The 20,515-nt window shown below is 70.7% G+C and carries 16 protein-coding genes; 6 read left to right on the top strand and 10 right to left on the bottom strand.

The genetic code is table 11. The features are described from left to right. Positions 1–37: 37 nt before the first annotated feature. Positions 38–658, bottom strand: a complete 621-nt coding sequence (locus BLR02_RS09660; RefSeq protein ID WP_090564273.1) for a response regulator transcription factor — start codon at positions 656–658, stop codon at positions 38–40. A 466-nt stretch (positions 659–1,124) separates the two neighbouring features. Between BLR02_RS09660 and BLR02_RS09655 the strand changes: the two genes are divergently transcribed. Beyond that, positions 1,125–3,053, top strand: a complete 1,929-nt coding sequence (locus BLR02_RS09655) for a PAS domain-containing sensor histidine kinase (RefSeq protein ID WP_090662665.1) — start codon at positions 1,125–1,127, stop codon at positions 3,051–3,053. Positions 3,054–3,081: 28 nt separating this feature from the next. Here the strand turns inward: BLR02_RS09655 and BLR02_RS09650 are convergent, their stop codons facing one another. Continuing rightward, positions 3,082–4,878: a monovalent cation:proton antiporter-2 (CPA2) family protein gene (locus BLR02_RS09650; RefSeq protein WP_090662663.1), complete on the bottom strand. Its 1,797-nt coding sequence runs from the start codon at positions 4,876–4,878 to the stop codon at positions 3,082–3,084. An 80-nt stretch (positions 4,879–4,958) separates the two neighbouring features. Here BLR02_RS09650 and BLR02_RS09645 point away from each other — a divergent pair, with 80 nt between their 5' ends. After that, on the top strand, positions 4,959–5,477 hold the full coding sequence (locus BLR02_RS09645; protein WP_090662662.1) for a hypothetical protein: 519 nt from the start codon (positions 4,959–4,961) through the stop codon (positions 5,475–5,477). Between the two features lie 10 nt (positions 5,478–5,487). Next, positions 5,488–7,224 (top strand): ubiquinone-dependent pyruvate dehydrogenase, encoded by a 1,737-nt coding sequence (gene poxB / locus BLR02_RS09640; RefSeq protein WP_090662661.1) that lies wholly within the window; start codon positions 5,488–5,490, stop codon positions 7,222–7,224. A gap of 20 nt (positions 7,225–7,244) precedes the next feature. Here poxB and ppsR read toward each other — a convergent pair whose 3' ends face one another. From ppsR to BLR02_RS09610, 6 genes are all read right to left on the bottom strand, one after another. Next, positions 7,245–8,672, bottom strand: a complete 1,428-nt coding sequence (gene ppsR / locus BLR02_RS09635) for a transcriptional regulator PpsR (protein WP_090662659.1) — start codon at positions 8,670–8,672, stop codon at positions 7,245–7,247. A gap of 51 nt (positions 8,673–8,723) precedes the next feature. Further along, on the bottom strand, positions 8,724–9,671 hold the full coding sequence (locus BLR02_RS09630; RefSeq protein WP_090564284.1) for a cobalamin B12-binding domain-containing protein: 948 nt from the start codon (positions 9,669–9,671) through the stop codon (positions 8,724–8,726). A gap of 173 nt (positions 9,672–9,844) precedes the next feature. Beyond that, the gene (locus tag BLR02_RS09625; protein WP_090662657.1) at positions 9,845–10,801 is read right to left on the bottom strand and encodes a Bug family tripartite tricarboxylate transporter substrate binding protein; all 957 of its coding nucleotides are present in this window, start codon (positions 10,799–10,801) and stop codon (positions 9,845–9,847) included. Beyond that, complete coding sequence (locus BLR02_RS09620) at positions 10,801–12,144, bottom strand: LLM class flavin-dependent oxidoreductase (protein ID WP_090662655.1); 1,344 nt, start codon at positions 12,142–12,144, stop codon at positions 10,801–10,803. Before BLR02_RS09620 ends, BLR02_RS09625 begins: the two co-directional genes overlap by 1 nt. 170 nt (positions 12,145–12,314) lie before the next feature. Further along, entirely contained in the window at positions 12,315–15,494 is a 3,180-nt protein-coding gene (locus tag BLR02_RS09615) for an efflux RND transporter permease subunit (RefSeq protein WP_090662653.1), read from the bottom strand. 23 nt (positions 15,495–15,517) lie between these two features. Continuing rightward, a complete protein-coding gene (locus BLR02_RS09610) occupies positions 15,518–16,714 on the bottom strand; it encodes an efflux RND transporter periplasmic adaptor subunit (RefSeq protein WP_245704710.1) in 1,197 nt (398 codons plus the stop codon). Between the two features lie 124 nt (positions 16,715–16,838). Here BLR02_RS09610 and BLR02_RS09605 point away from each other — a divergent pair, with 124 nt between their 5' ends. After that, entirely contained in the window at positions 16,839–17,438 is a 600-nt protein-coding gene (locus tag BLR02_RS09605; protein WP_176849471.1) for a TetR/AcrR family transcriptional regulator, read from the top strand. Positions 17,439–17,525: 87 nt separating this feature from the next. Here BLR02_RS09605 and BLR02_RS09600 read toward each other — a convergent pair whose 3' ends face one another. After that, on the bottom strand, positions 17,526–17,741 hold the full coding sequence (locus BLR02_RS09600; protein WP_218127898.1) for a hypothetical protein: 216 nt from the start codon (positions 17,739–17,741) through the stop codon (positions 17,526–17,528). A gap of 79 nt (positions 17,742–17,820) precedes the next feature. Continuing rightward, positions 17,821–18,729: a LysR family transcriptional regulator gene (locus tag BLR02_RS09595; protein WP_090662649.1), complete on the bottom strand. Its 909-nt coding sequence runs from the start codon at positions 18,727–18,729 to the stop codon at positions 17,821–17,823. Between the two features lie 180 nt (positions 18,730–18,909). Between BLR02_RS09595 and BLR02_RS09590 the strand changes: the two genes are divergently transcribed. Then, positions 18,910–19,833, top strand: coding sequence for a ring-cleaving dioxygenase (locus BLR02_RS09590; RefSeq protein ID WP_090564294.1), 924 nt, complete (start codon positions 18,910–18,912; stop codon positions 19,831–19,833). Between the two features lie 62 nt (positions 19,834–19,895). After that, complete coding sequence (locus BLR02_RS09585) at positions 19,896–20,510, top strand: alpha/beta hydrolase (protein WP_090662647.1); 615 nt, start codon at positions 19,896–19,898, stop codon at positions 20,508–20,510. Positions 20,511–20,515 lie beyond the last annotated feature (5 nt).

Genomic DNA, 20,515 nt, shown 5'->3' with positions numbered 1-20,515 from the left:
CACCTATACTCAAGATGGGGGGCCCGGGCCGGAACCTTCAGGACGGACCGACGCCCATCACCTGCGCCAGGCGCACGAGGTCGGCGAGGGTGCGCACCTCCAGCTTCCGCATCAGGCTGGCGCGGTGCAGCTTCACCGTGATCTCGCTCAGGCCAAGCTTGCCGGCCACCTGCTTGTTCATGAGGCCCTGGGTGACCAGTGCCATCACCTGCTGCTCGCGTGGCGTCAGCGTGGCATGGAGCGCCTTGGCCGCGGCGACGGAGTCCTGGGCACGGCGCCGCTCGCTGTTCTTCGCCAACGCTGAATCCACGGCATCCAGCATGTCCTGGTCACGGAATGGCTTGACCAGGAAATCCACCGCACCGGCCTTCATCGCCCGCACGCTCATCGGGATGTCGCCATAGCCGGTGATGAAGATGATGGGCGGATGCTCGCCACGCTCGGCGAGGCGCGCCTGGAATTCCAGGCCGCTCATGCGGGGGATGCGCACATCCATGACGATGCAGCCGACCCGCGCCGGCAAGGGTGTGTCGAGCAGTTCCTGCGCGCTGTCGTAGAGCGCCGTGGCATGGCCGACCGAGCGCAGCAGCCCGTCCACGGCGCGGCGCACCTTGGCATCGTCATCCACAACCAGAACCAGCGGCTGCTCCTCGTCCATCGCCCTTCCCATGGCTGCGGCGGCCCATGACGGCCGGATGATGGATAGCGGACCCCAGCCTCGTTCCGCAAATGCCCACCCGGAACGCGGCCGGGTGACGATGTCCGGATCGGTCAATTCCGGCCGCGCCCGACAAGAGGCATGGCAGCCAGCCGCCTTATCTGCACGGCGTCAGGGAGGCAGCAGGATGGATCAGGGGAGGATGCATGGCGCCGATCGCCTCCTCGGCCTCGCCACTCGCCGCGCGAGCAACCCGGCACCGGCCTCCTGGCCTTCGCCAGGGCCTGGCCGGCGCGATTGCAGGCAGGAGGCGCGCTGCGTCCATCTGGGCCCCGAGTGGTACGGCACGTCCTGACCATGGGTGCGATACGGGGCTGAGGGCGGGCTATACGATCGTATGTCTAGGCCCGGAGCCGGGCGCAACCTAAACCGGCGATGGCGTCCCGGGCCTGACCAAGGATAGGGAATGAATCGGAGGCTCATCGAGCTGTTGCCCGCGGGCGAGGATGGTGGCCTCCATGCCTGGATGCGCCCGCGCGTTGCGGTGATCCTCCTGCTGTCAGCGCTGATCTTCGTGATCGACACCTTCACCGAGCTCGCCAGCGCCGTCGCCGTTCTCTACGCGCTGGTGCTCATGGTGGCAGGCGATGGCCTGCCGCGACGGGGCGTGATGGCCGTGGCGGCCGCCTGCGTGGCACTCACCGTCGTGAGCTACTCGCTCAACCACGGCCTGCAGCTGGAACCCTCGGCACTGCTGCGCTTCCTGTTCAGCCTGGCCGCGGTCAGCGTCACCGCCGTGCTGACCCTCCGCAACCTGGCCGCCCGGCAGATCCACCGGGCCCAGGCCCGCCTGCTGGACGTGACCGCAGATGCGATCGTCCTGCGCGACATGGCGAACCAGGTGTTGTTCTGGAACCGGGGGGCCGAGGCGCTCTATGGCTGGCCCGGTGCGCAGATCCTCGGCCGGGACCACCATGCGTTGCTCGGCAGCCGCTTCCCGGCGCCGATGGAGGCAGTCCGGGAGGCCCTGCTGCGCGACGGCTGCTGGGAGGGGCTGCTGGAGCAGCAGCGGCGGACCGGCGAGACGGTGGTGGTCTCCAGCCGCTGGCAGTTGCAGCGGGACCGCAAGGGACGGCCCGCCGCCATCCTTGAAACCAATACCGATGTCACCGCGCGCGAGGCTGCCGCGGCGGCCTTGGCGGCGAGCGAGGAGCGGTACCGCACCATCTTCGAGACACTTCCCGTCGGCATCTGGGAACACGACTTCCGCCCGGTCAGGCAGGCGCTCGAGGCGCTGCGGGCCGATGGCGTCACGGATATGCACCGCTACCTGGCGGAGCACCCGGATTTCGTCGCCGAGACGCGGCGGATGGTGCGGGTCACCAATGTGAACGCCACGGCGCTGCGGATGCTGGGCGTTCCCAGCAAGGAGATGTTCTTCTCGCATCTATCGGACTTCCTGCCGGAGACGGACCAGAGCTTCGCCCGTTGCCTGATAGCGATCGACGAGGGGCACCCGGCCTTCGTCTCGGAGGCCACGCTGCGTTCGGCTCAGGGCGGGGAGGTGGACATCATCGTCGCGCTGAACTTCCCGCCGGGCGGCAAGGGGCTCGACCGCATCCAGGGCAGCGTCCTCGATGTCACCGAGCGCAAGCGGATGGAGACGGCGCTCGAGCGCATGCGGGCGGAACTCGACCGCACGACGCGGGTGGCCACCATGGGGGAGCTCTCAGCCGCCATCGCCCATGAAGTGAACCAGCCCCTCTCGGCGATCCGGGCCTATGCGGATGCGGCGCGGCGCTGGCTCTCCCGTGACCCGCCGGAGATGCAGGAGGCCCGCACCGCCATCGAGGACGTGCTGACGGCCGCGCATCATGGCGGGGAAGTCGTGCGGCGCGTCCGGCGGCTGCTGGCCAAGGCCGAGCCCGAGCATATGCTGATCGACCTCGCCGCGCTGATCCGGGATGCGATGCACCTGATCCGCCGCGACATCCTGGAGAGCGGGACGGCGCTGCAGCTGAACCTGGCGCCGGGCGTGATGCTCCGCGGCGACCGCGTGCTGCTGCAGCAGCTCCTCATCAATCTGGCGACGAATGCGTTGCAGGCGATGCAGGCCACGCCGCCGGGACAGCGGCGGATCGTCATCACCTCGAGGGTCATCGGCGGCGAGGCCGAGATTGCGGTGAGGGATACCGGCCCCGGCTTCGCGGCGGAGTGCGAGCAGCGTGCCTTCGATGCCTTCTTCACCACGCGCCAGGATGGCATGGGGCTCGGCCTGTCGGTTGGGCGCTCGACCGTGCTTGCACATGAGGGGCGCATCGGCATCGGGCAACCAGCCGGTGCCGGCGCCCTGATCCTCGTCCATCTGCCGCTCGCGGTGCAGGAGCCGGCCTGACGCCGCCCTGGGCTGGCGCCTTCCGGCGTCAGGCTGGCGTCGACTGCTCCACCGTCCGCGCCGTCGCCGGCTTGCGATCGGCTTCGAGGAGCTCCGCCAATTCCTGTGCCGCCTCGCGGGTGCTCTGGATCAGCCGGTCCTCATCCATGTAGATCGCATGGCTCATGCGGAGCTGGCGTTCGTCATGCTCGCGGAAGACGCGGATCGCACGCTCGATCTCATCGGGCGGGATACCCAGCGCCTCCATCGCCATCTCCGACAGCTTGAGACTGGAGAAGAACGTCTCCCGCACGATCCGCGTGACGTTGCGGTCCATCAGGAGATGCGCATGCCGCCGGTTGCGTGCCCGGGCCAGGATGACGAGATGCGGGAAATGCCGCCCCGCCATCTCGGCCAGGGCCAGGGCTTCCTCCGTATCGTCCAGTGCGATCACCAGCAGCTTCGCCTGCTCCGCCCCGGCCGCGCGCAGCACATCCTCGCGGACCGGATTGCCGAAATAGACCTTGCCCCCGAAGCGCCGCACCACCTCGATCTGCTCGGAGCTCTTGTCGAGGGCGACGAAGGGGATGCGCTGCATGTGCAGCACCCGGCTGACGATCTGGCCGATACGGCCGAAGCCGCAGATGATGACCGGTGCCTCCTCCTCCTCGATCACGTCATAGGCCGTCTCCTGCTGCGGTGGCAGGAGCCGGGGGATGAGGAGGCGCTCCGACGCCGCGAAGAGCACGGGCGACAGGATCATCGACAGGGCGATCGTCAAGGTGGCGAAGTCGGCATGGGATTGCAGCAGCGCCCCATTCGCCACCGCCGCGCCGAACAGGACGAAGCCGAATTCGCTGCCCTGCGGCAGGGCCAGGGCGAAGCGTAACGCGGTCTGCGTGTCGCGGCGCCGGCTGAGGCCGAGCAGGAAGTTCACGATCACCTTCACTGTAACGAGGGCCAGGACCGCGAGGGCGACGTGCAGCGGATGATCGAGCGCCAGGTCGAGATCGACGCCCATCCCGACCGACGTGAAGAAGAACCCCAGCAGCAAGCCCTGGAACGGCTCGATATCCGCCTGGAGCTCATGCCGGTATTCGGAATCCGACAGCAGCACGCCGGCGGTGAAGGCGCCAAGCGACATCGAGAGCCCGCCCCAGCCCGCCAGCGCCGCCGCCCCGGCGACGACAAGCAGCGAAATGGCGGTGAAGAGCTCCGGCGTCTGCGCACCACCGACGGCGCGGAAGATGCGCGGCACGAGCAGCCAGCCGCCGACCAGGATGGCCGCAATGACGCCGAGGCCGCGCAACACCTCGAGCCAGGGCATGCTGCGCGGGATCTCGCCATCGGCCAGGATCGGCACCAATGCGACGAGCGGAATGAAGGCGATATCCTGAAACAACAGCACGGCGAAGCTGTCGCGCCCGGCGGATGAGGATAGCAACCCCCGCTCGCCCAGCATCGGCAGCACGATGGCGGTGGAGGACAGCGCAAGGCCCGCGCCGAGCACGGCGGCACCGGTCCAGTGCAGCCCGCCCAAATGTGCCAGAACGGTAATGGCCGCGGCGGTCGGCAGCATCTGCCCGAAGCCCAGGCCGAAGACCGGCTTGCGCAATGCCCAGAGCCGCTGCGGCCGCAGCTCGAGCCCGATGAGGAACAGCAGCATCACCACGCCCAGCTCCGAGACATGGGCGATCTGCTCGACATCGGAGATCAGCCTGAACCCGTCAGGCCCTATGGCGACGCCGGCGACCAGATAGCCAAGGATACTGCCGAAGCCCAGCCGGCGGGAGATGTGCACGGCGATGGCCGTCGCACCGAGCAGGATGACGAGCGTTTCGAGCATGCCTGCATCCTTAGCATCAGTCGGCTGCACTGGGCAGTTCGTTTCGCCGCATCCAATGCGCAATCCGCATCCGTGCCGGCATGGAAACGGCTGAGGAAGGCGACGCCTCCTTCGATCCATCCAAACAACAGGACGGGCATGCAAGCTGCGCAAGGCCACACGGCCTTGGCCTCGCCGTGCAATGCAGCGAAGCGCAGGCATGTCATGGCATCACGCAGACCGATCGCCATACGACCGCGCGGCACGATGCCGGCGCGGTGCCGGGCAGACCCAGACCCGGCACCTTCGTGCGGATGCGCGAGCAGGTCCATTCCAACCTGCCCGGCCTGCATGTCGAAGCACAGGCGGACAATACCGTGGACCGCCTGCTGGCCTATGGCCGGGTCGTCGGTTCGCGCATCGCCGACGAGGGCGAGGCGGCGGCGCAGGCGCTCAGGCTCCTGGGCAATGCCGTGAGCCGTCAGGCCTCGGTGCTTGCCTATATCGATGGGTTCAGCGCCACGGCCATCGCTGCCGCGATGTGCTGGCTGCTCGCCGCCTTCGTTCCCAGGGCGGTGCCCGTGTCGACGGCGCCCGCCGCCGGGCCGAAACCGCACTGAAAGGAAACCCATGTCCACCAGCACCGTCGCCGAGCTGTTTGTCGAGACGCTGGAGGCCGCCGGCGTCGAGCGGATCTATGGGGTTGTCGGTGACAGCCTCAACGGGATCACCGATGCGCTGCGCCAGCGTGGCCGCATCGACTGGGTCCATATGCGCCACGAGGAGGCCGCCGCCTTCGCCGCCTCCGGCGAGGCGCAGGTGACGGGCCGGCTCGCGGCCTGCGCGGGCTCCTGCGGGCCGGGCAACCTGCATCTCATCAATGGGCTGTATGATGCGCAGCGCAGCCGCACGCCGGTGCTGGCCATCGCCGCGCACATCCCCTCGGCCGAGATCGGCAGCGGCTATTTCCAGGAGACGCATCCGCAGAGCCTGTTCCAGGAATGCAGCGTCTATTGCGAGACCGTGTCGGACCCGCGGCAGATGCCCTTCATCCTGGAGAATGCGATCCGGGCGGCGGTCGGGCTGCGCGGCGTTGCGGTCGTCGTGATCCCGGGCGACGTGGCGCTGCTGGCCGCGCCGAAGCGCGGTGTCTCGCCCGTGGCCGGGCTTCTCCCGCCCTCCCCCGTGGTGCAGCCGGCGGCCGCCGAGATCGATGCGCTGGCCAGGCTGCTCAATGGCTTCGACCGGGTGACCCTGTTCTGCGGCCGCGGCTGCGCCGGCGCCCATGCGCCGCTCATGGAGGTGGCGGAGGCGCTCAAGAGCCCGATCGTCCATGCGCTCGGCGGCAAGGAGCATGTCGAGTACGACAACCCCTATGACGTCGGGATGACCGGCTTCATCGGCTTCTCCTCGGGCTATGAGGCGATGCATGCCTGCGACGTGCTGCTGATGCTGGGTACCGACTTCCCCTACAAGCAGTTCCTGCCGAAGGATGTCCGCATCGCGCAGGTCGATATCAGGCCGGAGCAGCTCGGCCGGCGGGCAAGGCTCGAGCTCGGGCTGGTCGGCGATGTCGGCGCGACCCTGGCGGCGCTGCTGCCCAGGCTCCGCATCAAGTCGGACCGGCGGCACCTGGATGAGAGCCTGGCGCGCTATCGTCGGGTGCGGAAGGGCCTCGATGAGCTGGCGCAGGGCACGCCGGGGCGGAAGCCCATCCATCCGCAATACCTCACCCGGCTGATCAGCGAGGCGGCGGCGGAGGATGCGGCCTTCACCTTCGATGTCGGGACCCCGACCATCTGGGCCGCGCGCTACCTCGCCATGACCGGCCGCCGGCGCCTGGTCGGCTCGCTGGTGCATGGCTCCATGGCGAACGCCATGCCGCAGGCGATCGGCATCCAGGCGGCGCAGCCCGATCGGCAGGTGATCTCCCTCTCCGGCGATGGCGGCTTCACCATGTTGATGGGCGACCTGATCACGCTCACGCAGCAGAAGCTGCCGGTGAAGGTGGTGATCTACAACAACGGCACGCTCGGCTTCGTGGCTCTCGAGATGAAGGCCTCGGGCTTCGTCGAGACGGGGACGGATCTGCAGAACCCGGATTTCGCGGCCATGGCCCGCGCCATGGGCATCCATGCGATCCGGGTCGAGGATCCGGGCGACCTGCCCGGCGCGGTCGAGGAGGTGCTGCGCCATGACGGTCCGGCCCTGCTCGACGTGGTGACGGCGACGCAGGAGCTGTCCATGCCGCCGACCATCGGGCTGGAACAGGTGAAGGGCTTCAGCCTGTGGCTGCTCCGGGCCGTGATGAGCGGGCGCGGGGATGAGGTGATCGACCTCGCGAAGACCAACCTGCTGCCGCGCTGAGGCGGAGACGGCGCAGGGGCCTATCCTCCCTCGCCGCCCTTCGCGTCGAGGTTGCCGAGGCCGTAGCGGTGCAGCTTGTCGTAGAGGCTCTGGCGGGACAGGCCCAGCATCTCGGCGGCCCGGGCGCGGTTGTCCCCGGTGAGCCGGAGGGCGGCTTCGATGCAAAGCCGCTCGATGATGGTGGCCGCTTCCTGGACCAGCTGCTTCAGCGGCACCCGGCCGATCAGCTCCTTGATCTCATCGACCGAACGCAGCGGCTCCCGACCGGCCTCCTCGGGCCTGGCACGGGCGCCGAGGTTGCGGATGGCGAAGCCGAAGCTTGGGCGCTTTCCGCTGTCGAGGACGGAGACGGCCGAGACCTCGACCTCAGTGCTCGCCCCCTGCTCGCCACGCAGCGCCGCGGCGAAGAGTCGAACCGAGCCCCGCTCCCGCAGGGCGGTGACCAGCACCTCCATCTCGGCCCCGAGGCCGCCAAGCCAGCGGTCGAGCAGTTCTCCCGTGGCATCCTCCTCCGTGGCCAGCTGCGCCAGTTCGAGGAATGCCTCGTTTGCGGTGAGGATCCGGCCCCGGTCGTCGGTCACCACGAAGGCATCGGGCGCGCGCTGCACCACCGTCAGCAGCGTCGCCGCGGCCGGGGGCATGGCAGGCCGGTCCGGCGCCTGCACCGGCGAGAGGCGCAGCAGGAAGGCCGCGCCGCCGCCTTCCCTCAGCAGGGAGGCGGCGATGCGTACCGGGCGCGCCCCTTCAGCCAGCACCGCGGTGGCCTCCTCGGCGCCCGAGCCGCCGCTGGCGACCACCAGCAGCGCCCGCACGGCCTGCTGGCCATGGCGGTCGAACAACTCGGTCACGGGCCGCCCCGGCAGGTGCTTCGCCGCCCGGCCGAGCAGCTGCTGTGCCGCCGGGTTCATCTCGAGCACCCGTCCGCTCGGCGCATCCGCGATCAGCACCGGCTCGGGCGAGAGCTGGAACAGCAGCCGGTAGCGGGTCTCGGCCTGGCGCAGGCGGCCATACTCCCGCTCCGCCGAGTGCTGGGCCTCGAGCAGACGCTGCTGCAACTGCGACATGGGGCGCAGGTCGCGGCCGAAGACCATGGCGCGGTCGGCCTCGCCGATCCGCATGGCCGAATACAGGATGGGAACGGTGCCGTCGGGCGAGGCGACCTGGTTGACATGCCGCCAGCGCGGCGACTGCCGCTGCGCGATGCCCTGCACCAGCGCCTCCACCTTCGGGCGGCTGTCGGCCGTCACGGTGTCGAGCCAGGGGCGGCCGTGCCAGTCCGCGCCGGCACCCAGGTCCCGTGACAGGTCCTCGCTGGCGATCGCCAGGTCACGGATCACCCCATGGGTGTCGATGACGAGGGCGATGTCGGAGGCCTGCGCGAAGAGGGAGGCTGCCTCGGCCGCGTCGAGCCGGCCCAGCGATGCGTCAGGGGCCCTGAACAGTCTCACCGGTACGGATTTCCTTGGCTGCGCCGATCGGGGTGGTGCCGCATCGCAGGCTTACTCCGGCCTGGGGCGGGACTGCAATGCAAGCAGGGTTTCGGCCTGCAGGGCCGCCTGCCGCCCATCCGACGCCGTGGCATCGGCACCGATCTCCTGGGCCAGCGCCGGATTGTCGAGGAAGACGCGCCCGCCGACCATCACCGCCATGGCCGGGTTCCGCGACGCCCTCCGTGCCGCGGCGATCAGGCCAGGCAGCGCCGTCACCGCCTCGTTCCTGGCAACCGACAGGCCGAGAACCGCGAACCAATGCCCCTGAAGCTGCGCCAGCAACTCCGCCTCATCGGCGACCGGCTGGGCCCATACCTCCCACCCCGCCTGGAGGAAGAACTCGGTCACCAGGGCCAGGCCGAAGCTGTGCTGCTCGCCCGGCGCCGCGACCAGGGCAGCGCGGCGGCGCGGATCATACTGGCCGGCCGGGGGGATATAGGCCGGGCTCAACTCCTGCAGCAGACGCTGCAGCCGCCCAAGCGCCTCGGTGACATCGACGAAGGTGCACAGGTCCTCTTCCCACAGCTCCCCGATGCGCCGTGCCGCAGGCGCCAGGAGCTGGAGGTAGAGATCCTCCAGGGCCACGCCCCGGGCACGGATCGCCTGGATGAAGGTCATCGTCGTCGGCAGGTCGCTGGTCATGGCCAGGGCGACCAGTGCGGCGACATCCTCCGGCCCAGGCTCGACCTCCGGCTGGTCGTCGGCGAGGCTGTGTTGCAGGCGTGGCACGACCTTGCTGGTCACGGTGCGGGCCAGCAGGGACCGCATCTGCTCGGCGGCTCCGGGCGGTGCCCGGCGGCGCTGGCGTGGCAGTGCGGCCAGGGAAAAGCCGGGGTGGAGACGGGTGGCGATCGCCCCGGCCTGCGGATGCGGGCCGAAGGACCAGGCACAGACATCCTGCGAAGCCCAGGCTGCGGCTCCTCCCGCCCGGACCCAGCCGGCTTTCGGATCCTCCATCGGTCTGGTTCCTCCCCCGGACGCAAGGGCCCTGAGTCAGGCGACTAGTTCGGCGAGGCGGTTCGGCTCCAGAATCGGGCTGGTGCGGCGGGTTTCAAGCCTGCAGCAGGCCCGGTCGCCCGGCATCGTTCAGGTTGAGGCGCCCCAGGTCAAGGATCGATGCGGGTGGCAGCCTATTCCCGTTCGATTCCGGCCAGCCGAACGACATCGCGCCACCGGGCGCGCTCCGCGGCCAACACGCGGTCCATGGCCTCGGGCGGCCCGCCGACCGGCTCCGCGCCCCAACTGGCCAGCCTGTCGCGCACCTCCGGCAGCAGCAGGATGCGGTCGATCTCCTCCGCCAGCCGCCGGCGAATGGCGATCGGCGTACCGGCCGGGGCGGCATAGCCGAGCCAGGCCGCCGCCTCGTAGCCGGGGATGCCGGCCTCCTGCAGGGTCGGCACCTCGGGCAGCAGGGCGAAGCGGCGTGCGCCGCCCACGGCCAGCGGCCGCAGCGTGCCGGCACGGAAGTCCTCGAGGAAGGAGGGCGCCTGCTCGATCACCAGCTGGATCCGCCCCGCCAGCAGGTCGGTCCGGGCCGGGGCGCCGCCCCGGTACTGCACCATCTCCATCGGCACGCCGCCCGCCAGGGCACGGAACATCTCGACGGTCAGGCGCGAGGCCATGCCGGAGGTGGCGAAGTTGATCGAGCCGGGCCGGGCGCGGGCCAGTGCCAGGAATTCCTGCACGCTCGAGACGCCGAGCGAGGCGGGGACGACCATCACATAGGGGATCGTCGCCACCATGGAGACGCCGCAGAGGTCGCGCTCCGGGTCATAGGGCAGCGTCTTGTAGACATAGGGGTTGACCGCCATCGGCCCCGGGCTGCCGGCGAGCAGCGTGTAGCCATCGGCCGGGGCCTTCGCCACCGCATCGGCGCCGAGGATGCCGAAGGCTCCCGCCCGGTTCTCCACCGCCACCTGCTGGCCGAGCGGGGTGGCCAGCCGCTCTGCGATCAGCCGGGCGATGAGGTCGGTGGCGCCGCCAGGCGCGAAGGGCACGACGACGCGGAGCGGCCGTGCCGGCCAGTTCTCCGCACGGGCGATGGAGGGCAGGGCCAGGGCGGCGAGGAGGGCGCGGCGGTGCGGCATCAGGCGGGCCTCGCGGGTTCTGGGAAGAAGCGGTTGGCCGGGCGCGGCAGGCCGAGATTGTCCCTGAGCGTCCGGCCTTCGTAATCCGTCCGGAACAGGCCACGCCGCTGCAACTCCGGCACCACCAGGCGGATGAAACGCTCCAGCCCCGTCGGCACCACCGGGGCGGCGATCATGAAGCCGTCGCAGGCCTGGCTGCGGTACCACTCCTCCATCCGGTCGGCTACCTGCATCGCGCTGCCCTTGAAGAGGTTGCCCGCCATCTGCGGCAGGATGCGCTTGTAGGTCTGGCGCACCGTCAGCCCCTCGGCGCGTGCCACGCCGAGGATCGCCTTGCCGATGCCGGTCGGGCCGACATGTTCCTCCTCCAGCGCCGGCATCGGCCCGTCGAGCGGGTAGTCGGCCATGCGATGGCCGATCATCTTCGAGAGGTAATCGAGGCCGACGGCGGGGGAGACAAGATCCTCCAGCTCCTGGAAGAGGGCATCGGCCTCGGCCTCCGTCTCGCCGGCGAAGATGGTGACGCCGCTGAGGATCTTGAGGCTCTCCGGCCCGCGGCCATAGCGCGGCAGGCGGCCCTTGAGATCGGCATAGAGGGCCCGGGCGCGCTCGATCGTGCCCTCGATGGCGAAGACGCAGTCGGCGGTGCGGGCCGAGAGCTCCTTCCCCATCTCCGATTGCCCCGCCGAGAAGATCACCGGGTGGCCCTGCACCGGCCGCGGCGCGTTCAGCGGTCCGGCGACCGAGAAATGGTCGCCCTTGTGGTTCAGCGCCTGGACCCGCGCCGGGTCGAGGAAGCGCCCGCTCGCCTTGTCCTGGGGGAAGGCATCGTCCGCCCAGGAATCCCACAGGCCCTTGACGATGTCGGCGAACTCGCCGGCGCGGGCATAGCGGTCCTCGCGCGGTGCATGCGCCTCCTTGCTGAAATTCAGCGCATCGCCCGGGTTCGAGGTGGTGACGAGGTTCCACCCCGCCCGCCCGCCGCTGATATGGTCGAGCGAGGCGAAGCGCCGCGCCACGGCATAGGGCTCGTCATAGGTCGTCGTGGTGGTTGCGACGAGGCCGATATGCCGCGTCACCATCGCCAGGGCGGAGAGCAAGGTGACCGGCTCGAAGACCGCCGGCCGGTCGGAGGGGCTGGTGGCGGCGAAGAGGTCGGGCTTGTCGAGGTTCCGCACGCCATTGCCATCGGCGAGGAAGAGCAGGTCGAATTTGCCGGCCTCGGCGATGCGGGCGAGGCGCACCGCATTCTCGAGGTTGCTGGCCGGACGGTCCCAGGCATCCCGGTGGCGCCATTCGCCGACATGGGACCCTTGGGCATTCGCATTGGCGGCGAGGATCATCGGAATGGCGGCAGCTCCCGGCAGGCTGTTCCCTGGGGCCAGGTGCAGCCGGTTCTGCCGCGCTTGGCAACAGCCGCGCCGTCAGGGGCCTTCGCAGAGACCGCCCGCCAGGCACGCCCCTGGGCCGCGGGCGGAAGCGGCACGCCCCCGCCTCCCCCCACGGCCCATGTTCAGTGGCTGCCCGAGGGCGTCACCACCGGCAGCGGGGCCTCAGGCGCCTGCCGCGTGCGGCGGCGCGCCAGGGCCCGCGCCACCACATAGAAGACCGGCGTGAAGACGAGGCCGAACAGCGTCACGCCCAGCATGCCGTAGAACACCGCGACGCCGAGGCTCTGGCGCATCTCCGCCCCTGCCCCGGTCGCCACCGTCAGCGGCAGCACGCCGAGGATGAAGGCGAGGCTGGTCATCAGGATCGGCCGCAGCCGGGTCCGCGCCGCGGCCACCGCAGCCTCCCACCGGGTCATCCCCTCATCCTCGGCGGAGCGGGCGAACTCCACGATGAGGATCGCGTTCTTCGCCGCCAGCCCGACCAGCACCACCAGCCCGACCTGGACCAGCACGTTGTTGTCGAGGCCGGCATGGCGCACGCCGAGCAGCGCCGCCAGGACCGACATCGGCGCGATCAGCACCACCGCCAGCGGCAGCAGCCAGCTCTCGTACATGGCGGCCAGCACGAGGAAGACGAAGACTACCGCGAAGCCGAAGGCGATGGGCGCGGTGTTGCCGGCGATGCGCTCCTGCAGCGCCAGCTCCGTCCATTCATAGCCGAAGCCCTCCGGCAGCGTGGTGCGCAGCACCTCCTCCATGGCGGCGATGGCCTGGCCGGTGGAAATGCCGGGCATCGCCGCGCCCTGCAATTCGGCCGCCGGGTAGAGGTTGTACCGCGGCACGCGATAGGGGCCGGAGGTCTCGTGGAAGGTGGCGAGGCTGCCGAGCGGCACCATCGACCCGTCATCCGCCCGGGTACGCAGCCGGGCGATGTCCTCCACCGCCATGCGGTGCTGCATGTCGGCCTGGGCGGTGACGCGCCAGGTGCGGCCGAGCAGGTTGAAGTCGTTGACGAAGGCGGAGCCCATATAGATCGCCATCGCCTCATGCACGCGGGAGATCGGCACGCCGAGCATCTCCGCCCGCGTCCGGTCGATATCGGCGCGGATCTGCGGCGTCGCCGTGTTGAAGAGGCTGAAGGCGAAGGCGATGCCGGGCGTTCCGTTCGCTGCCGCCATCACCTGCTGCGTCGCCGCCTCCAGCGCCTGCGGGCCGCGGCCGGCACGGTCCTGGATCATCAGCTTGAAGCCGCCGCCGGTGCCGATGCCGGGCACGGGCGGGGGCGGGATGACGAGCACCTGCGCATCCGGGTCGCCCATCAGCCGGCGCTGGAGGTCGGCCAGGATGCCGTTGCCGGTGAGGCCGAGATGCGTGCGCTCCTCGAAGGGCTTGAGGCTGGCGAAGACCACGCCGGTATTCGGGGCGTTGGTGAAGGTCGCGCCGTCGAAGCCGACGAAGGCGACGGCGCTCTCGACGCCGGGGGTCGCCAGGATCGCATCGGAGGCACGCCGCACCACCGCATCCGTCCGGCTGAGGCTGGCGCCCGGCGGCAGCTGGAAGGCGGCGATGAAGTAGCCGCGGTCGAGCGGCGGGATCAGACCGGTCGGCGTGGACAGCACGGTCTGTCCGGTCAGCCCCAGCAGCCCGGCATAGACCAGCAGCAGCAGCACGGGCAGCCGCACCAGCCGCCGGGTCAGCCCGCCATAGCCCAGCGAGAGCCGGTCGAAGAGCCAGTTGAAGCCGCGGAAGAACAGCCCGACCGGCAGCAGCCAGCGCGAGCGCGGCGCATGGCCGTGCGGCTTCAGCAGCAGCGCCGCGAGCGCCGGCGACAGGGTCAGCGAGACCAGCGCCGAGAGCAGCGTGGCGACGGAGATGGTGGCCGCGAACTGCTTGTAGAAGGCGCCGGCGATGCCGGTGATGAAGGCGGTCGGCAGGAAGACCGCGACCAGCACCAGGGCGATGGCGATGAGGGCGAAGCCCACCTCGTCCATGGTCCGCCGCGCCGCCTCGAGCGGCGAGAGGCCGGCCGCCATGTGCCGCTCCGCATTCTCGACCACCACGATGGCGTCATCGACGACGATGCCGATGGCGAGGATCAGGCCGAACATGGTCAGCGAGTTCAGCGTGAAGCCGAGCGCCAGCAGCACGCCGAAGGTGCCGATGATCGAGACCGGGATGGCCAGCAGCGGGATCACCGCCGCCCGCCAGTTCTGCAGGAAGAGGACCACCACCAGCACCACCAGCGCAACGGCTTCGGCGAAGGTGTGCAGCACGGCCTCCATGCTCTGGGCGATGAAGCGCGTCGGGTCATACACCACGCTGTAGCCGATGCCGGAGGGGAAGCCGGGCGCCGCCTCCTCCATGGTTGCCCGCACGGCGGCGGCCGTCTGCAAGGCATTGCTGCCCGGCCGTTGGAAGATGACGATGGCGGTCGCCACCTGATTGTTCAGCAGCGCGTTGATGGTGTAGTCAGCCGCGCCGATCTCGGTGCGGGCGAGATCGCGCAGCCGCACCGGCGCACCGCCCGCCCCCGTCGCCACCACCTGCTCGTCGAACTGCTCGGGCGAGGCGAGCCGCCCCTGCGCCTGCACGCTCACCTCGAAGGCGCCCGCCTCCGCCGCGCGCGGCGCCTGGCCGATGGCGCCCGCCGCGACCTGCGCATTGGCGCGCTGCAAGGCCTGCACCACGTCGCCCGGCGAGAGGCCGCGCGCCGCGGTGCGGTCCGGGTCGAGCCAGACGCGCATCGCATAGTCCCGCGCGCCGAAGACCTGCGCATCGCCCACGCCGTCCAGCCGGGTCAGCCGGTCCTTGATGGCGAGCGTCGCGTAGTTGGAGACGTAGTCGGGGCTGCGGCTGCCATCCGGCGAGATGAGGTGCACGACCATCAGCAGGTCGGGCGAGGCCTTCTTCACCGTGATGCCGAGGCGGCGCACCTCCTCCGGCAACCGCGGCTCGGCGATGGCGACGCGGTTCTGCACCAGCACCTGCGCCTGGTCGACATCGACGCCCTGGCGGAAGACGACGCTGATGGTGACGCGGCCATCGCCGGTCGACTGGGAGGAGAGGTAGAGCATGCCGTCCACCCCGTTCACCTCCTGCTCGATCGGCCCGGCGACGGTGCCGGCGATGGTCTCGGCGGAGGCGCCGGGATAGAGCGCCGTCACCTGCACGGTGGGCGGCGCGATCTCCGGATATTCGGCGATGGGGAGGCGGAGGGCGGCGAGCGCGCCGACCAGGGTGATGGCGATCGAGACCACCGCGGCGAAGACCGGACGGTCGATGAAGAATCGGGCGAGGCGCACGGCGCGGGGCCTTTCAGCTGCGATTACTGGGCGGCGGCCAGCGGGCTCGGGCCGATCCGGCCCTGCTCGATGGCGACCTTGGTACCCGGCCGGGCGCGGTGCAGGCCGCCGATGACCACGCGGTCCTCCGGCGCCAGGCCGCTCCGCACCACGCGGAGACCATCGACCAGCGGGCCGAGCCGCACCGTGCGCGGCGCCACGGTGCCGTCCGGCGCCACGGTGAGCAGCATCCGCCCCGACTGGTCGGCCATGACGGCGGCGTCGGGCACCATCAGCGCCGGCGCCTCACCGGCCTGCAGACGAAGCCGGGCGAAGCTGCCGGGCGTCAGGAACAGATCCGGGTTGGGCAGGGTGGCGCGGCCGCGGATGGTGCCGCTGCGCCCATCGAAGGCGCTGTCGACGAAGTCGAGCCGCCCCTCATGGCCGAATTCGGTCTCGTCCAGCAGGCGGAGCTGCACGGTCGCCGTGGCCTCGCGCATGCCGCCCCGCGTTGCGCGGGCGAAGCGGAGATACTGCGCCTCACTCGCATCGAAGGTGACATAGACGGGGTCGAGCGCCAGCAGCATGGTCATCAGGGTGGTGCCCTGCTGCACCAGGTTGCCGGCATCCACCCGGCGGTCGCTGACCCGGCCGGGACGCGGGGCGCGGATCTCGGTCCATTCCAGCTCCAGCTCGGCCTGGTGCAGGGCGGCGCGGGCGGCGGCGATGCCGGCCTGCGCCTCGCGCAAGGTGCTGCGCCGGGTGTCCATCTCGGATTCCGGCGCGAAGCGCTGCTGCACCAGGGGCGTGTAGCGCTGCACCTGCTGCTCGGCGAGGGTCAGCCGCGCCTCGGCGCGGGCCAGCTCCGCCCGGGCGCTCTCCACGGCGATCCGGAAGGGGCGCTGGTCGATGGTGAAGAGCAGGTCGCCGGCGCGGACCAGCGCGCCGTCGCGGAAATGCACCTCGGCCACCTGGCCCGAAACCCGCGGGCGGATCTCGACCCGGGCCGAGGGCTCGATCCGGGCGGTGTGCTCATCCCATTCGGTGATCTGGCGGGTGAGCGGGGTGGCGACGGTCACGCTGGGTGCCGGCGGCGCGCCCTGGGCGGCAGCCTGCATCGGCAGCGAGGTGCCTGCCAGCAACGCCAGGGTTGCCGGGGCGGGCAGGGTGCGGGCCAGCCAGCCGAACCAAGGATTGAGCTCCTTCGTCTCGGCCAGGGCCTTGCGGTGATTGGGGGACATCGCTTATCTCCGGGGCCGGATGTTACCGACCGGTTCGTCTCAGATAGTATGTGACCGGTCAGTATCATCAAGAGGCAATTTTGCGGTGCCGCATGGTTCCGTCATCGCGAGAAGGGGAGACCCCATGTCCAGCGCGACCGCCGACAGGCCGAAGGCAGCCCAGCGCATCCAGAGCGCGGCCAAGGACCTGTTCTACCGGCAAGGCATCCGCGCGACCGGGATCGAGGAGGTTTGCCGCGCCGCCGACGCGACGAAGATGAGCCTGTACCGCAGCTACCCCAGCAAGGATGCGCTGGTGGCCGCCATCCTCGAGGAGGATGCGGCCTGCTACGATGCCTGGTTCGCCGAGGCGACCGCGGGGGCCACCACGCCGCTCGACAAGCTGCGCGCCATGGTCGAGGCAATGGCCGGCAAGCTCGAGATGCCGGAATATCGCGGCTGCCCGCTGCTGCTGGCCCAGGCCGAATTCCCCGACCCGGACCACCCGACGCACCAGCTCGTCGCCGCCCATAAGCTGCGCATGCGCCAGCAATTCGTGGCACTCGCGCGGGAGGCGGGGCTGGCGGAGCCGGATCTGCTCGGTGATGCCTTGGAGCTGCTGATCGACGGCGCCTGGTCCAGCCTGCCCTATCTGGGCGGCCGGCGCTCTGCCGCGGCGCTGCGGCGAAGCATGGATGCGATCCTCGATCAGGCGACGGCCACGGCCGCCGACACCGGCGGCTGACGCCTCGCAGGCGCTCCCCGGCCGGGCCCGCGTCAGGCGATGCCCGGCTGCAGGAACCGGTGTAGCGACTGCACCACGACCGAGCCTTCACCAACGCCCGAGGCCACGCGCTTCACCGAGCCGGACCGGACATCGCCCACCGCGAAGATGCCCGGCCTGGCCGTGGCATAGGGCGAGGCCAGGGCCCGCCCCGTGCACCAGCACATGCACATGCGCCGCCGTGCGGGAGAGGAACGCCGCCGCCTGCCCGGCGAAATTGCCGACGACGATCACCTCCTCATCGCTGCAGAGCGTCGCCTCCATCGCGGTCGCCGCGTCATGGATGATGGTGGGGTGGCCTTCGGACGCGGCCTGGACCGCGGCCGCGAGCCCGGCCGGCCCGTCAGGCCATGCCGGCGGCGGTACCCTCGATCAGCGCACGCTTCGCCGCGATCGTCTCGGTCAGGTGGTCGAGCAGGGCTCGCACACGTGGCGTGCGGCGCAGGTCGGGATGCGTCAGCAGCCAGAGGTCGGAGGCATAGGCCGGGTCCGGCGGGGCGAGGCGGGTCAGCCCCGGCCAGGTATCACCGATGAAGCAGGGCAGGTGTCCGACGCCCATCCCCGAGGCCACGGCATGCGCCAGCCCGAGCACGGTATCGAAGCGCCCGCCCAGCCGCTCCGCCGGTACCATCGCCTGGGCATGGCGCACCACCTTCAGGCTGGAGAGGTTATCGCCGAGGCAGACCCAGTCGGACTCCATGACCGGGTCGGTGGCCGGCGCCACCATGACCGAACCATAGAGCCCCCAGGCGATGCGCGCGGCACGCCGCCCGACGAGCGTATCGGGCGGCGCGTCGGTCGCGCGCACCGCCACATCGGCATCGCGCCGCGACAGGTTCAGCGCCGCGTTGCCGGTGACGAGGTCGAGGCGGATCGCCGGGTTGAGCCGACGGAAGGCCGCCAGCATCGGCATCAGCAGCTCCGTCAGCAGGCTGTCGCTGGTGGCGAGCCGCACCTCGCCCGCCGGCGCCGGCGCCTGGCCGATGAGGCGGCGGGTGACGGCGGTGATGTCCTCGTCCACCCGGGCGGCGAGCGCTGCCATCTCCTCGCCGGCCGGGGTCAGGGCATAGCCGGTGCGGTGGCGCTCGAAGAGCGGCGTGCCGACCAGCGCCTCGATCGCCTTCAGGCGCCGGAAGACGGTGGAATGGTCGATGCCGAGCCGGGCCGCCGCGGCCGGCAGGTTGCGCGTCGTCGCCACCGCATCGATGAGGCGGAAATCATCCCAGGCAAGGGTCCGGGCGGGTTCCTTCATGCCACCGATCCTGTCCTCCGGGGGGAGGCAGGATGCCCTGTGCGGGGCCGCAATACCAGACCGCTTCCGGCAAGGGCGGGATTGCATCCATGCAATCGCATTTCGCTACCCTTCGGTCCGGCGCGGGCTCATCTCTCTGCCACCGGGGCCGTCCAGGCTCCCCTCGAACGGAGACAGACCATGGCCATCCACGGCATCCACCATGTCACCGCCATCGCCGGCAACGCGCAGCGCAACCTCGATTTCTACACCCGCACCCTTGGGCTGCGGCTGGTGAAGAAGACCGTCAATTTCGACGATCCCGGCGCCTACCACTTCTACTACGGCGATGCCGCCGGCAGCCCCGGCACCATCCTCACCTTCTTCCCCTGGGAGCATGCGGCGCCCGGCCGCGGCGGCGCCGGCGAGTTGCAGGAGACGGTGTTCCGCATCCCGCAGGGCGCGATCGGCTACTGGACCGCGCGGCTGATGGGCCATGGCGTGGAGCGGGCAACGCGCTTCGGCGAGACGGTGCTGACCTTCCGCGACCCGGACGGCATGCGGCTGGCCCTGGTCGGGCTGCCGGGCATCGAGGCCGAGCCGGCCTGGGACAATGGCGAGGTGCCGGCCGCGATGGCGATCCGCGGCTTCCACAGCGTCAGCCTGATGCTGGACCGGACCGAGGCGACGGGCGCCATCCTCACCGATGTCTTCGGCTTCGCCGAGGCGGCGCGCGAGGGCAGCACGGTGCGCTACCAGGTGGCCGGCACGGCCCTCGGCGGCATCGTCGACCTGCAGGCGGTCGGCGGCTTCCTGCCGGCGCGGATGGGCCGGGGCTCGGTGCATCACCTCGCCTTCCGCGCGGCGGATGACGCGGCGCAGGCCGACATGGTGCGGAAGCTTGCCGCCAATCACGGCCTCCGCACCACGGAGCAGAAGGACCGCGACTACTTCCGCTCGGTCTACTTCCGCGAGCCTGGGCATGTGCTGTTCGAGATCGCCACGGACATCCCGGGCTTCGCGGTGGACGAGCCCGCCGAGGCGCTCGGCACCGCGCTCAAGCTGCCGAAGTTCCTCGAGACCTATCGCGGCCAGATCGAGGCGGCCTTGCCCGTCCTCGCCTGAACGGCCGCAACGGGCGGCGCCTGCACGGCGCGGCCCGCTGCGCGGCCCTGGGAGTACCTGCCATGAGCACCCAACCGAGCCTTGTCCATCGCTTCGAACCCGCCACCGACACCGCCCGCCCGCCGCTGCTGCTGCTGCACGGCACGGGGGGCGACGAGGCCGACCTGCTGCCGCTCGGCGCCATGGCCGCACCGGGCGCCGCCCTGCTCTCGCCGCGTGGCGCGGTGCTGGAGAATGGCATGCCGCGCTTCTTCCGGCGCCTGGCGGAGGGCGTGTTCGACGAGGACGACCTGCGCCGCCGCACCGACGATCTCGCCGGCTTCATCCGGTGGGCGCAGGCCGAGTACGGGATCGCCGCGCCCATTGCGCTGGGCTTCTCGAACGGGGCCAATATCGCCGCCAGCCTGCTGCTGCGGCACCCCGGCCTGGTGCGCGGCGCGGTGCTGCTGCGGGCCATGGCACCGTTCCGGGAAGCGCCTGCGGCACGCCTGGACGGCACCTCGGTGCTAATGCTGTCCGGGACAGCCGACCCGATCGTGCCGGCAGCGAACAGCAAGCGCCTCGCGGCCCTGCTCGCCGCCGATGGCGCGACGGTGCGGCATCACGAGCTGCCGGCGGGGCACGGCCTCTCCCAGCTGGACGTCACGCTGACCCGCGAATGGATCGCGGGTCTCTGAACCAG

This window comes from Belnapia rosea (genome assembly GCF_900101615.1).
GTDB lineage: Bacteria > Pseudomonadota > Alphaproteobacteria > Acetobacterales > Acetobacteraceae > Belnapia > Belnapia rosea.
The sequence above is the reverse complement of the archived record's forward strand: the minus strand, read 5'-3'. Positions and strand labels throughout refer to the sequence as shown.